The organism is Streptococcus sp. E17BB, from assembly GCF_041807725.1.
GTDB lineage: Bacteria > Bacillota > Bacilli > Lactobacillales > Streptococcaceae > Streptococcus > Streptococcus entericus.
This window is the reverse complement of sequence record NZ_JBGTZC010000047.1, coordinates 1-12,860: the sequence shown is the minus strand read 5'-3', so window position 1 is coordinate 12,860 and position 12,860 is coordinate 1. Positions and strand designations below refer to the sequence as shown.

13 protein-coding genes, 1 other RNA gene and 1 pseudogene are annotated in these 12,860 nt (G+C 43.4%); 6 read left to right on the top strand and 9 right to left on the bottom strand.

The window, feature by feature from the left end; translation table 11 throughout:
• The 8 genes and pseudogenes from ACERC7_RS09615 to ACERC7_RS09580 all read right to left on the bottom strand — a co-directional run.
• Nucleotides 1–111 (bottom strand): annotated as a pseudogene (locus ACERC7_RS09615) (lipoate--protein ligase); the annotation flags it as partial.
• Between the two features lie 142 nt (nt 112–253).
• Nucleotides 254–1,369, bottom strand: a complete 1,116-nt coding sequence (locus ACERC7_RS09610) for a DUF4097 family beta strand repeat-containing protein (protein WP_373666814.1) — start codon at nt 1,367–1,369, stop codon at nt 254–256.
• Between the two features lie 3 nt (nt 1,370–1,372).
• Nucleotides 1,373–1,684: a PadR family transcriptional regulator gene (locus tag ACERC7_RS09605; RefSeq protein WP_026216674.1), complete on the bottom strand. Its 312-nt coding sequence runs from the start codon at nt 1,682–1,684 to the stop codon at nt 1,373–1,375.
• A 257-nt stretch (nt 1,685–1,941) separates the two neighbouring features.
• Nucleotides 1,942–2,670, bottom strand: a complete 729-nt coding sequence (locus ACERC7_RS09600) for a metallophosphoesterase family protein (RefSeq protein WP_373666813.1) — start codon at nt 2,668–2,670, stop codon at nt 1,942–1,944.
• Nucleotides 2,671–3,423: a 16S rRNA (uracil(1498)-N(3))-methyltransferase gene (locus ACERC7_RS09595; RefSeq protein ID WP_373666812.1), complete on the bottom strand. Its 753-nt coding sequence runs from the start codon at nt 3,421–3,423 to the stop codon at nt 2,671–2,673.
• Nucleotides 3,424–4,377, bottom strand: a complete 954-nt coding sequence (gene prmA, locus ACERC7_RS09590; protein ID WP_373666811.1) for a 50S ribosomal protein L11 methyltransferase — start codon at nt 4,375–4,377, stop codon at nt 3,424–3,426.
• A gap of 15 nt (nt 4,378–4,392) precedes the next feature.
• Nucleotides 4,393–7,155, bottom strand: coding sequence for an SIR2 family protein (locus ACERC7_RS09585; protein ID WP_373666810.1), 2,763 nt, complete (start codon nt 7,153–7,155; stop codon nt 4,393–4,395).
• A 24-nt stretch (nt 7,156–7,179) separates the two neighbouring features.
• Nucleotides 7,180–7,644, bottom strand: a complete 465-nt coding sequence (locus ACERC7_RS09580; protein ID WP_373666809.1) for a DUF3013 family protein — start codon at nt 7,642–7,644, stop codon at nt 7,180–7,182.
• A 463-nt stretch (nt 7,645–8,107) separates the two neighbouring features.
• On the opposite strand from ACERC7_RS09580, the gene ACERC7_RS09575 reads away from it, so the two are divergent.
• The 6 genes from ACERC7_RS09575 (at nt 8,108) to yaaA (ACERC7_RS09550) (ending at nt 12,695) form a co-directional block, all read left to right on the top strand.
• Nucleotides 8,108–8,887 carry a hypothetical protein gene (locus ACERC7_RS09575; RefSeq protein WP_373666808.1) on the top strand — a complete coding sequence of 260 codons (780 nt, stop codon included), beginning with the start codon at nt 8,108–8,110 and terminating at the stop codon, nt 8,885–8,887.
• Nucleotides 8,888–8,950: 63 nt separating this feature from the next.
• The gene (locus tag ACERC7_RS09570) at nt 8,951–9,781 is read left to right on the top strand and encodes a GIY-YIG nuclease family protein (protein ID WP_373666807.1); all 831 of its coding nucleotides are present in this window, start codon (nt 8,951–8,953) and stop codon (nt 9,779–9,781) included.
• Between the two features lie 12 nt (nt 9,782–9,793).
• Nucleotides 9,794–11,065: a replication-associated recombination protein A gene (locus tag ACERC7_RS09565; protein ID WP_373666806.1), complete on the top strand. Its 1,272-nt coding sequence runs from the start codon at nt 9,794–9,796 to the stop codon at nt 11,063–11,065.
• 58 nt (nt 11,066–11,123) lie between these two features.
• A non-coding RNA gene (gene ssrS, locus ACERC7_RS09560) (6S RNA) lies at nt 11,124–11,317 on the top strand.
• Nucleotides 11,318–11,943: 626 nt separating this feature from the next.
• Complete coding sequence (yaaA, locus tag ACERC7_RS09555; RefSeq protein WP_373666805.1) at nt 11,944–12,426, top strand: peroxide stress protein YaaA; 483 nt, start codon at nt 11,944–11,946, stop codon at nt 12,424–12,426.
• Nucleotides 12,423–12,695 (top strand): peroxide stress protein YaaA, encoded by a 273-nt coding sequence (yaaA, locus tag ACERC7_RS09550; protein WP_373666804.1) that lies wholly within the window; start codon nt 12,423–12,425, stop codon nt 12,693–12,695. Before yaaA (ACERC7_RS09555) ends, yaaA (ACERC7_RS09550) begins: the two co-directional genes overlap by 4 nt.
• A 75-nt stretch (nt 12,696–12,770) precedes the next feature.
• Here yaaA (ACERC7_RS09550) and ACERC7_RS09545 read toward each other — a convergent pair.
• Nucleotides 12,771–12,860, bottom strand: a 90-nt coding sequence (locus tag ACERC7_RS09545; protein ID WP_373660429.1) for an IS3 family transposase, incomplete at its 5' end; no start/stop codon positions are given.

Genomic DNA, 12,860 nt, shown 5'->3' with positions numbered 1-12,860 from the left:
ATTGATCCACAGGATAAAAATTTCATCTTCATTGACCAGCTCGCGAAAGGCATAGCTCTCCAGAGCGATGTTGTAGGCAGGGTCATTGGACGTATTGACGATGTATTTCATGGCATTCTCCTTGTATAGAAAATAATGGATAACACTTTCATTATAACAGATTTTAAGATGGCTGACCATCAAAAGGCTATCCCTTTTAACAATGTCGGTATGTTAATAATACTCCGATTACTGACCGACCCCGCCTCCGTCTCTAGCGACGAATCTCAACATCACCAAACATACTCTTTGCCCTAATCTGACGTAGAGCTGCTGAATCTCCTAACTCTAGGCGTCCGTTACTACCTGTCACACGACCCTCAAGCGTATCCACCTTGTACTCACCAAAAGCCGTCTCAACATCCAGATAAATGTCGTCTTTGTCATTGATGGTCAATGTCATCTCAACATCCCCTGCCTGAGTTTCTACAACGATTTCTTTTGAAAAATCAACTTGATGTAGCTCAAAATCCCCACGTTGCCCTTTGGCAATCAGGCGTTCAAGCCTTACCGTCTCACAGGCTAAATCGCCATTGGTTAGAGTAGCTAGGATATTTTTGAGTTGACTAGTTTGCAGAGACACGTCACCATTTTTAGCTTCAACGCTGATCTGGTCAAATTGCCCGGCATCTATTGCCAAATCCCCATTTTGCAACAGCACATCCAGCTGCTTGCCACTCGTTTGAGAAAGGTCCAAATCGCCATTTTTTATGGACAGACTAGCCTCTCCTAACTGGCAAGACTTAAGCAGGACATCACCGTTTTGCGCCGTCACAGACAAGTGTTCAGAAAACATCTTTTCCACTCGAATGTCCCCTAATTGGCTGTTTAACTGGATGTCTTGATAGTTAGTAGCTGGCAAAATCAACCTGATTTCCTCATTGGAAAAGAAATGGTGACCGAACGACCCATGAAATCTGAAGCGTTCCTGCAATGGTTCAGTCTGTCTCAGTGAAACATGCTGGGCTTCTTCCGTGACTTCAATAACTGACCTTAATGATTCAGGAATTTTGAGCGTGATCTGTTCCACCGCATCCGTCATGAGTTTGATATCCAAGTCCAGCAGAGACAATGAAACCCTGTCAACAGCTGGCACACCAGAAGATGAGGACATTTCTTGCGGCACTTGAAAAAGAATCTCCTGCTCTCTTAGACCAGCCAATAGCTCTTGTGCCACCAAACTGGGTTCTCCTAACTCAGCTAAGGCTTCCTTGTTATCAGCTAAATCAGATAAATATTCCTCAAAATAACCTAGAATTTCCTGGCGTTGCGCCTCACTCAAACTGCTTAGTTCAGTTGCTAATTGGGCTAAAAACATCTCTTTTGTCATCACCTAACTCCTTCCTTTAGCCATTGCTTCGATACTGTGACTGTACCGCTCCCACTCTGCTTCCAAAAAAGCAAAGCGTTCCACACCTGTCGGTGTGCGTCGATAGTATTTTCGTTGCCGACCTTGATGGGACTCCGTGTAGGTCTCCAGATAGGCATTGAGTTCCATTTTCTTCAAAATGGGGTAGAGAGTAGACTCCTTGATAGGCGTCAGTTGCTTGAGTCGCTGGTTAATTTCATAACCATACGAGGGTTCCTTCGCAACAATGCCGAGCACTAAAAACTCGATAAGTGGCGAAGGAATCGGAAAATGCAAGACCATTTCGACCTCCATATTTCTAAAAATTATATATGCTTTTTTTAAGTATATTTTGATTATAAACTGGTTACATGAACTTGTCAAGCAAAAATTTAACTTTTCTGCACATGAACTATTAGTTGTGAGTAAACTGATTTGGGAAATCAAAAAAGACCAGGTCCCCACTCCCACAACAGTGTGGCGGAGACGTGATCCTTATTATCTTTATCAATATGACAACTCTTTTCCCCTTCAGCACATTAACGCCAAAAAGTTCAATCAACACGAATAGATTCCCCTGCTGAATAAACCCTACGGATACCTTCCTTATCCAAGACAACACCATGGAGGACACCGCCATATACGGCGCCACCGTCAATGCCAATCTTGCCATCTTCTGTTGTCCAGATTTGGTCAAGGTAGTCCTGACGATCAAAAAGGTATTTGGTCGGTGTATGCCCAAAGACAATCCGCTTCCCTGTCTGGTTTTGCCCCTCGTGAAAAGGTTGGCGCAACCAGACCTTGTCATAGTCAGCTGTCTCACGCACATCAGGCAAGCTCAAATCGAGCCCCGCATGCACAAAGAAATACTCCTGCGTCTCATACAGATAGGGAAACTGCCGAATCTGGTCCACCATCTCAGCATACTGCCTCACAATCGCTACCGCATCCGACACAGGGTCCACCTCGGCATCCAGCGGTCGTCCCAAGAGCGAATTGATGGTCGTATCTCCGCCGTTGCGCTGGTAGTGGTCATACCGCTCTGTCGGGTCGTCTAGGTAACGTAGAAACATCCACTCATGATTGCCCATGAGACAGACCGCCCCCTCCTCACGCACCAGCCGACAGACCAGCTCCAGACAGGACTTGCTGTCTTCTCCTCGGTCGATGAGGTCTCCTATAAAGACCAGCTGCTGGGTCGTTTTGTCCCATTTTTGCAACAAGTCTTGCAATAAATGATATTTTCCATGTACATCGCCAATGGCGAACAGTTGGTTTGACATCTAACTTCCTTTCAACTCCACGGCATAACTCACTACTGACAAAACATAGAGTGGGGCGGTTTCGGCTCGGAGGATGCGAGGACCAAGACCAATCGTTTTTGCGCCTAGAGCGGTCAGCTGGTCGATTTCGGCTGGGGAAATCCCACCCTCTGGTCCGAAAACAAAGAGAAGCGTGTCGCCTGAATGAACTTTGTTTAGGGCTTGGACAAGCTGGCTGGTCTCGCCCTGCTTGGCGGCTTCTTCATAGGCGATGAGAATGTGGTCAAAGTCTGTCAATTGCTGGAGAAAGGCGGTCTTGGTCTCAAAGAGTTGGACTGCTGGGATACGGTTGCGTTTGGACTGCTCAGCAGCTCCGAGGGCAATCTTTTCCAGTTTTTCAGCTTTTTTGGCGAGTTTTTTGCTGTCCCATTTGACGACAGACCAGTCAGCGGGAAAGGCTTGAAGCTGACTAGCGCCTAGCTCGGTGGCCTTCTGAGCCAGAAACTCCAGCTTATCTCCCTTGGGAAAGCCAACCGCAACGGTGACAGAAACTGGAAGTTCGACCATATCTGCCAAGTCCTCGATTATCTCAAAGGTCTGGTCCTCTTTGCTGATGACCTTGGCACGGCGTTTGATGGCATCGTCAAACACCAGCACCACCTCATCGTCTGGCTGCAAGCGCATGACAGAAAACATGTGCTTGGCGGTCTCTTTATCCGTGATGGTCACCAGCCCTTCTTGCGGCGCTCTGCCATGTACAAAATACTGCTGCATCTAGCCTCCCACTACGCCTGAGCGATCGGCGGTTTTTTTGAAAATGCAGGCGTTCCACTCGCCTTGAATGAGCTGGGTCTCGAGGAAAAAGCCTGCGCTCTCCGCACTGTCACGCACCATCTCCCACTTGTCAGCGATGATACCGCTCATAATCAGATACCCCTCATCCTTGACCAGACGATAGGCATCGGCAGTCAGATGGATCAGGATATCCGCCAAAATATTGGCCACGATGACATCAGCCTCCTGCGTCACCCCTCGGAGTAAGTCTCCCGTGCTGACGGTAATGTTGGTCGTGGTCGCATTGAGCTGGATATTTTCCTCTGCTACGCGCACCGCCACCTCGTCCAAGTCATAGGCAAAAATCTCCTTAGCCCCCAAGAGCGAGCTGGCGATAGAGAGCACCCCTGAGCCTGTGCCGACATCAAGGACGGTCTCACCTCCGCGCAAGACCTGCGATAGGGCAAAGAGGCTCATCTTGGTGGTCGGGTGGGTCCCTGTCCCAAAGGCCATCCCAGGGTCGAGACGGATCACCTTCTCTCCAGCGGTCGGCTCATAGTCTGTCCAGCTGGGCACAATGGTCAAATCGTGGGTAATACGGGTCGGCTCGTAGTATTTTTTCCAGTTGTCCGCCCAGTCTTCCTCGGCAAGTTCGCTACTAGCAAGAGTTGTTTCGCCGAGCTCAAGCCCAGCCGCCACCATCTCTGCTAACCCTGTCTGGATACTGGTCTTAATAGCTGCCAAGTCCTGCGTATCAGGATAGTAGCCTGTAATGGTCACACGGTCATCCTGTGCCACCTCTGGGATGATCTCGCCAAAGAGGTCTTCCTTGTCCAGATAGTCCCTGCTGTCTTCAATCATCACGCCCTGACTGCCCAGCTCCACCAAAAGATTGCTGACAGCCTCCTGCGCCTCACGGTCTACCGTGAGCGTTACTTCGTTCCATGTGGTCATGTGGAATACCTCCTATTATTTTTGGTGGAATATTATTTTTTCTTCATCAAATAGTTTTAAGATGAAATTATCTATCATTTCTTTGTCCTTATTGGTTTTAGCAAAAAAAATCTTGATACTAGTTCGAGTTCTAGAACGTAGCATGCGCTCCATAACCGATTCACTTCGGTCATTAAACCATACCCAATCTACTTCTGGAAAAATACCTTTTATATTTTTAGTAATATCCTTTGTTACTTCACTCTCCTTAAAATATCCCTTATTTATCAAATTAAATAAATTTGATAAAGCTGTTTTTACAGGATCCGGAAAATAAACAATCTCACTATCTTCTTTATTAATGATTTCTACAAGATGATTATATATAATCCCTTGATGTTTAGGGAAGTCGTAAACGTCCACAAGCATGCATTGAATAACCGAATAATAATCTCCCTCTCTTATCCCAAATTCATCATATTTTGAAAACAACTCCCGAACATATTCCTGATGTGCTTTTCGGAGATAGGGAAAGAGAGAGACAAACAAATCACAATACTTCATTATCTCATATACATCATCATCGCTATATTTGATTTTTAATATATCATTTTCTAGTCTCTCTACATAAAGAAGATCACTTTCTTCCGCAATTGAACAAACATCTAACAGTTTTGAATACAGCCAAAACTTTTCTTTATATAATTGTAAATTCTTGTCAATGATGTCATTAATATGTCTGTTAACAATTCTTACCAATCTTTGTTTTAAGTTACTGTTTAACAAAATTTTGTTGTTAATTATAACTTTGATGATATCTTTTATTTCGGCAGATAAATCAAAATATAGAGCTTGTTTGTCTAGAATATCAATCACATCAGCTATGCTAGTATATTCAATAAATGGAAGAAACTTAAGAAACTGTTTATATTCATTGTAGCTATCAAGATTATCTAGGCGTTCTATTAGCTGTAGTTCCTTAATTCTATTGAAGATATATTGTGTCGCCTCATCGGTTATTTTTATAGCTTTAAACGAATAGTTACCTAAATACATCTTCAATATTTTAAAGTCGATATTAGGCAGAATAATTTTAAGATCCTCTAACCCCAATTCGCCAATCAAAGATGATACATCACCATTCTTCAAATAGCTATCAGGTTCATTATCAATATAAGAATTGTCATAACTAAGTAATAGTATTTCAAAATAACGATTAATTATAGCTTTATACGGCTTATATTGTTTAACACATATACAATTCAAATCTAAGAAATACTGTAAATTTTTAATTTCAAATTCTGCATTCCATAGGTGACTATTATATGAAGAACCACCTGTTCGGTATAGTGTGTGTTCATGTCTTACTTTATCAAATAAATCATTAATTATCTCTAGCTTTTTATCCAAAAAACTCATATTCAAAATGACGTCTCGGAAATATTCAAAAATTTTCTTATCATCTCCTGACGAAGAATCTATCATTTGCTGAGTTAGTTCATTTAAATCCTTATCAAAAACAGAGCTCTGGTAGTTTTTATCATCTTCTGAAAATATATGATGTATATGTTTAAAATTAAATTCACACAATAAAAACGTAAAATAGTCTTTATCTCGATAAGCATCGTTTGCCAGCTCTCTAAATTTAGCTTTAGCTAAAGAATACTCTTTTGATTTATACAATTTATAGGCAGGTTCAAGGTGGGTATTAACCCTTAAATTTTTAGAATCTACTCTCTCTAAATCAAAAAAGCCATTTAATAAAGATTTCGATTTTATTAAACCTTCAAGATAACTATGACCATTAATATTGAAATACTCTTTGTTATACCACCTATATGACCCATTAAAATTTATTGCCCGACTCTTCAAGCCAGAATACTTAGAAATATCTCTCGAATCAATAAAATTTAGTCTGTCCAAAAAAGAAAGTTGCTTCCATAAATCATCTGCACTTTCTACTTCTGAATACTTTGATTTAATAAGCGCTTCCAAAAAAGACTTAGTTTTCAAAAACAGAGCTTCACTTTTGTTATTATCGGTTGTTTCAGTATTAGTTACAATATCATTTGGATTCGATACAACAACAATACCTTTTTTCTTATAATAGTCTCTAATAATATCTGACGGGGCGTTAGGAGTATAAAAATAAGCTCTTTTAGCATCCGAGTTAAAATTGTTTTGTATCAACCTAAAAATCGAATTAAAGGTAGAATCTCCTAAAGAATAGCCAACAAATAACAATGTATGATTCATAATGACTGATTGAACCAATGTTGAAGTCATTGGAAAATTAACTTGATAATCTAGGTAATCGTCTTCCTTTAAGACAATATTTTTTTTCCTAAAATCCCCATGCATTTTGATCAAATACTTTTCAGAACGAGAATACGGAATATCTTTATCTTCAGCCACAACACTATACTTTAACAATCCATGTTCAAATTGTTGTTCGAGTAAAGAATCATAATTGGTAGTGATAATATGCTTTGGAGAAATTTTTTCAATTAAATGATGTAACTCGTTTGGAGAAAAAGTATTGTTTGTTTTAAAAATTTCTTCAATCTTTTTTATGTATTGATTTTGACCAAAAGTATCATAGTAATATTGTGCTACTCTTAAAAAATCTTTTGATTCCTGGGGGTCAATACCTAATTCGCCAGAAAGTTCATCAATTAATTCTTTCCAAGTGGGCAAATTAGAATTAGCTGAAATCCCTGCCCCCACAAACATTATTAAAGAATCGTCGCTTATTGCATTTTTTAGTTGTTTAATGGCTAAAATATCTTTTTCTTCCATTTCGCTCCTGCTTTCAAAAAAGTCTCAATACCTCGGATATCCATACCACTCTGTCTCTTCGAATTCCGCTCTGCCTTGTTCAAATTCCTCCACATTCCACACCATGGCAAATTCATCGGCGGTGTCATCGGCAAGGAAGTCCAATAAGTCGTCCATGCCTTGGTCGGAAGTGGCTTGCAGGAACTGGGCAAAGTAGCTCAAAAACTGTCGTGACAAGCCTTTTTTCGGGTCAAAAGGCAGAGCGACCAAATAGTCTTCTGGGTCAAAACTGGACTTTTCTCGGTGGTAGAAGAGAACAAACTCTTCCAGAGCCACGCCCTCATCATCTGCTCCGCTATCTTCCAAAGAGACGCCTTCAGGCAACCCTGCTTCAAGGACAAAGCTGACCTCAACCGCATGGTTTTTCTTGTCCCAGTCGATGGCAAAATCGTAGGAAAAATGCTTGTCCAGCTCTTCCTCTAAAACGCTTAAAAATCCGTATTTACTCATGATGGTGCTCCTTTTTCGGTTAAAAATGGGGTTACATTCTTCTTGTACTGGCAATCAGGCGGGCGCCTTCCTCTTTTGCGAGGATAGCAACTGATAAGTTGAAGCTATTGGCCACAGCGCTCGCAACTGCATAGTGGATGAAGACTCCAAACGATTAGACAAATCCGCCTACGGGTCTTCTTTTCTCCTGAACGTTTGTTGAGGAGTTTTGCGAATTAGCTGACTTCCCCTAGCAGTTTCGTAAGGTGCCTTTTCTTTGTTGCTTGCTCAATCTAGGGTTTAATTAGGTACATCTACAGATTACTTCGAGTTAGTCCTATCAAAACGCCTGCTTGTTCCTGTCTATTATACCATTTATTGAGCTCTCTAGCACCCGCTAATTGTTCAGTAACACAACAAAAAGATAGCGTTTGCAAAAAAACTTAGATATGCTATAATAAAATCAGAAAAGGAGGTCCAAATCATGAAACGTTATCGTCTTATCATTGGTCTACTACTCGTTCTTGCCCTATCTGGGCTTGCGGTTATCGGGGGACGTCACTGGCAACAGCAGCGCTTTAACAAGGAGTTTAAAGAGCTAAACATGGCAATTATCACAGATATTCCAACCATCAGTGCCATTGGTCAGCAAGCAACACAGTTTTTTGAGAGTGAGCTTATCTTTTTCAGTCAGTCTGATGAGACAAGCAGCATTCGCCAGCAGGTCGATTCCTATATCGACAACATCAAACCACAAAGGCAGTCTCTGATAAACCAAGAATGGCTGGTCATCTACCCTCAAACAAGCAAGACAACGCTGGAAAACGTCCTTGCCTATGATTTGATGCAACGTACCTATCGCACCAAAGGACTAGACATTCAGCTTTCAAACGAACAAACCGTCAAGCAGTTCTACGCTAAATCAGATGGATCACCTTTTACCCTCAACGACCTCATCAAGGACAAAGCTGGGTTCAGACAGCAGTTAGACAACCTGCTCTACAAATCCGAAGAACCACAAGCCAAAGCCGCACGTACTGACTTATTGGCACAGTTTGAGACAGACGATTGGTCAGCCATTTCTTTTACAGTTGAGGGACATGATCTCCTACTTGACAAAGCCATCTTATCCCTATCGCCCTTCTTACACTATCTCAATACCAGCTATTTCTCAGAGCAAGAGCTGCAACAACTGCAGGAGTTGGAAACCTCACGACAGCTGATGGAAGACGCCGAAGATACCGTGACCATTCAGTATGACTAAATTTTTAAAGCATCGCTTGTGCGGTGTTTTTTGGTATAATAGGGGGAAGACAAGGAGAAAGCTATGGTACAACACACGATCATCGCAGCAGACAACGGTCGGGACAACATCACCGTCTATACCAAGGAGCCTGGCGTCGTAACTGCAGCACATCGCTCAGACCTCAACGCCCTAAAACAATTACCTGAAGCACAAAAAGCTGGTATTTACATCCTCATTGGCGAAAATAAACGCTACATTGGACAAGCAGCTACATCCGTGTATACTCGTCTCCACCAACATGACAAGGAAAAAAATTGGTGGAACCAAGTCATCTTTTTTGGTCGAGAAGATGGGCATTTGGACAAGTCTCAGCTGGATTATCTGGAGGCTCTACTTATCAAAGAGTTTCGAGAAGTAGGATTTGAGCTAGAAAATGCTACACAAGGAAATTCTTCTTGGATTGATAAAATCAGCAAGATTCATGCCGACAACATCTGGCATATTACCCAAAATGTCTTAGAAGAGGTTGCCAATATCCCACTCTTTGAACTCTCTGCAAATGAAACGGAAAAAGAGTACCATCCCCACCACCAAGGCTACACCATCTCCTTAGCTGATGGTACTATCCTCACAGGAAAAAATCCTACCGCTTGCTACGTCAATCTTTTCAAGCACCTCATTACATCCCCAGTCTACTCTGAAAAAGTCTTAGAACTAGTCATCAAAGGCGAGCCAAATGGACGATTTTTACTGGGAACTGTCGAAAAATTTGATAAATCCGGAATCCGACAAACCTCTCCTATCACGCCTCATATCCATGTCTACCGAAATCTCTCTACTCCTAATAAAAAACGCGTACTCCAACGATTCGCTGATCAGATTGACCTAAAAATCACCATCGACTGGGATTAGAAAGGACTTCCCATGCCCCACAATCTCGCTATCCGCATGCGACCACGCACCATTGACGATGTCATCGGTCAGGAACACTTAGTAGGCACTGGCAAAATCATCCGTCGCATGGTTGAAGCCGAACTCCTCTCCTCCATGATTCTCTACGGTCCGCCTGGTATTGGCAAGACCTCTATCGCCTCCGCCATCGCTGGCACCACCAAGTACGCCTTTCGCACCTTCAATGCCACCACCGACAGTAAAAAACGCCTCCAAGAGATCGCTGAAGAGGCTAAATTTTCAGGTGGTCTAGTCCTGTTGCTTGATGAGATTCACCGTCTTGACAAGACCAAGCAGGACTTTCTCCTGCCCCTCCTCGAAAGCGGCCAAATCACCATGATCGGGGCGACCACAGAGAACCCCTTCTTCTCGGTCACGCCCGCCATTCGCAGCCGCGTCCAGATTTTTGCGCTGGAGCCCCTGACGATAGACCAGATTAAGACCGCTATCCGCCGTGCAGTGGATGACCCTGAGCGGGGCTTTGCGTTTTCGGTGACCATAGCGGAGCAGGCACTGAATTTTCTAGCCACAGCGACCAACGGCGACCTGCGGTCAGCCTATAACTCACTGGAACTGGCAGTGCTGTCCACCCAGCCAGACGACAAGGGTGTCCGACATATCACCCTTGACATCATGGAAAATAGCCTACAACGCTCCTACATCACCATGGACAAGGACGGCGATGGGCATTACGATGTCCTCTCCGCCCTGCAAAAATCTATCCGAGGCAGTGATGTCGATGCCAGCCTCCACTACGCCGCCCGCCTGATTGAGGCAGGGGATCTGCCCAGCCTTGCCAGACGCCTGACCGTCATCGCTTATGAGGACATTGGACTAGCCAATCCAGATGCTCAAATTCACACCGTGACTGCCCTTGAAGCCGCCCAGAAAATCGGCTTCCCCGAGGCTCGCATCTTAATTGCCAATGTCGTCATCGACCTAGCCCTGTCTCCCAAGTCCAACTCTGCCTACCTAGCTATGGACGCCGCCATCGCCGACCTCAAGACCAATGGGCACCTGCCCATTCCAAAACACTTGCGCGATGGGCACTACGCTGGCAGCAAGGAACTCGGTCACTCTCAGGGCTACCTCTACCCCCACGCCTACCCAGAAAAATGGGTCAACCAACAGTACCTCCCAGACAAGCTCAACAGCGCCAGCTATTTTACCCCAAACCAAACTGGCAAATACGAGCGCGCTCTGGCTGCGACCAAGGACGCTATTGATAAGCTAAAAAAAATTTGATAACGGTTTCAAAAAAAGACTTGACATCTGCCTAATTTGTGGTATCATAGACTTATAAAGATTGCTGTGGTATACGAATTCACATCTAAGTATTGACCGACTATTTTTTGTATTTTTCGGGAGACAAGGATGTTTGACGGTATGCAAGCTGGCTCACCCAGAAGCAACTCAGTCAAACACGCGTCGCCCACCTGCTTTTATTGCGCGGGTTCAATACAAAACGTGAATCACCGGTACCAATACAGCTTTTTCTTTTTGATATCAGATGGAGGCTGGGACAAAAGTCCTAGTCTCTCCTTTTTATTATCGTCTAGTGAACAAGACACATCTTTGGAAAGCCAGTCTTATCGGCTGAGCCAGCTCCAGAGTTCCCTTTTACAAGTTAATGGGCACTGTCGTGCTTATGAACCCAGTTGCTAGAACTTTGATAATCAGAAATCCTGAGTGACAACCGTTAAATAGCCCTGATAGCTGTGGTAAATATTGCTTTCTCAATCAGCCATCTCTTCAGCTGATATTCATTTTCTAGTATGAAAGATTGTCTCTTCACCTCCATTAAAGGTTGAAGTTGTGAAGAGGTCAATTCATTATTCAATAAGCGCTGATGTAGGACAGCTTTCTGCCCACTTTCTATGTCATTTTACAGTTGAGGACATCAAAGATAGGCAAGAAAGCTTTGCATCCACTGGTCAACTCGCTCTTTCTTCTCTCCCTTCAGGTTATCCACAGCTTGTGGATAACTCATTATTTTTTCCCATAAATCTCTGGAATTCTCACGCTGATTTGAGTTCTTCTTTTCCACATGACTCACATAGTTTTCCACAATATTGTGGAAAACCTCGCTTGACAGAGGAAAACTTTCTGTTTACAATAAACACATGAAATTCTTGATTCCTACCGCCAAAGAAATGGTGACCCCAAACACAGCCTTGTCTCAGGCCTTGCTGCCTCAGACCAAGGCGATTATTGACCAAATGAAGCAAAAAACTGTTGATCAGTTGAGCGCCCTCTACAAGATCACCCCTACTGCTGCCGAGAGAGAAGCAGTCCGCTGGCAACAACTAGCGAGCAACAAGGCGCCCACCTATCCAGCCATTCAGCTTTTCAACGGCCTCATGTACCGCCAAATTGATCGCAAGAACCTTGACTACCTATCAGAACATGTCCTTATCACCAGCGCCCTCTATGGGGTTATTGGGGCGACTTTCCCCATCGCAGAGCATCGATTAGATTTCCAACAGCACCTCAAGATTGACGGTCACTCCCTCAAAACCTATTGGCGCCCACTCTACGACCAAACTGTCAGCGNACCTATTGGCGCCCACTCTACGACCAAACTGTCAGCGGCGAAGACCTCTTGATTTCTCTCCTCTCAAGCGAGTTTGAAACAGTCTTTTCACCGACTGTTCAAGAGCGTTTTGTCAGAGTGCTCTTCCATGAGGAAAAAGCTGGACAGCTCAAAACGCATTCTACCATTTCCAAAAAAGGACGTGGTCTTTTCCTCAAGCAAGCTCAACAAAAAAACGTCAACACCCTTGAGCAACTGAAACAGCTAAGCTTCGAACAGTTCAACTATAGAGAAGAACTTTCCAATCCTCAACAGCTCGTTTTTGTGAGAAAAGTGGACTGAACATGAAAAAACCACGCTAATCAGTTAGCTAACTGTCTTTTAATGTACTGACCCCCAAAAGTTGGACAAGAAATATTATTGAAAGGATTTAATTCTGTATTGCACAGGACTAAGTCCTTTTAATTTTGTTTTGATTCGTTTGTTATTGTAGTAAAAAATATAATC

Coding starts and splice junctions, on each gene's coding strand:
- ACERC7_RS09610 (WP_373666814.1), bottom strand. CDS start 1,369: ATGACAAAAGAGATGTTTTTAGCCCAATTAGCAACTGAACTAAGCAGT.
- ACERC7_RS09600 (WP_373666813.1), bottom strand. CDS start 2,670: ATGTCAAACCAACTGTTCGCCATTGGCGATGTACATGGAAAATATCAT.
- ACERC7_RS09595 (WP_373666812.1), bottom strand. CDS start 3,423: ATGCAGCAGTATTTTGTACATGGCAGAGCGCCGCAAGAAGGGCTGGTG.
- prmA (WP_373666811.1), bottom strand. CDS start 4,377: ATGACCACATGGAACGAAGTAACGCTCACGGTAGACCGTGAGGCGCAG.
- ACERC7_RS09585 (WP_373666810.1), bottom strand. CDS start 7,155: ATGGAAGAAAAAGATATTTTAGCCATTAAACAACTAAAAAATGCAATA.
- ACERC7_RS09580 (WP_373666809.1), bottom strand. CDS start 7,644: ATGAGTAAATACGGATTTTTAAGCGTTTTAGAGGAAGAGCTGGACAAG.
- ACERC7_RS09575 (WP_373666808.1), top strand. CDS start 8,108: ATGAAACGTTATCGTCTTATCATTGGTCTACTACTCGTTCTTGCCCTA.
- ACERC7_RS09570 (WP_373666807.1), top strand. CDS start 8,951: ATGGTACAACACACGATCATCGCAGCAGACAACGGTCGGGACAACATC.
- ACERC7_RS09565 (WP_373666806.1), top strand. CDS start 9,794: ATGCCCCACAATCTCGCTATCCGCATGCGACCACGCACCATTGACGAT.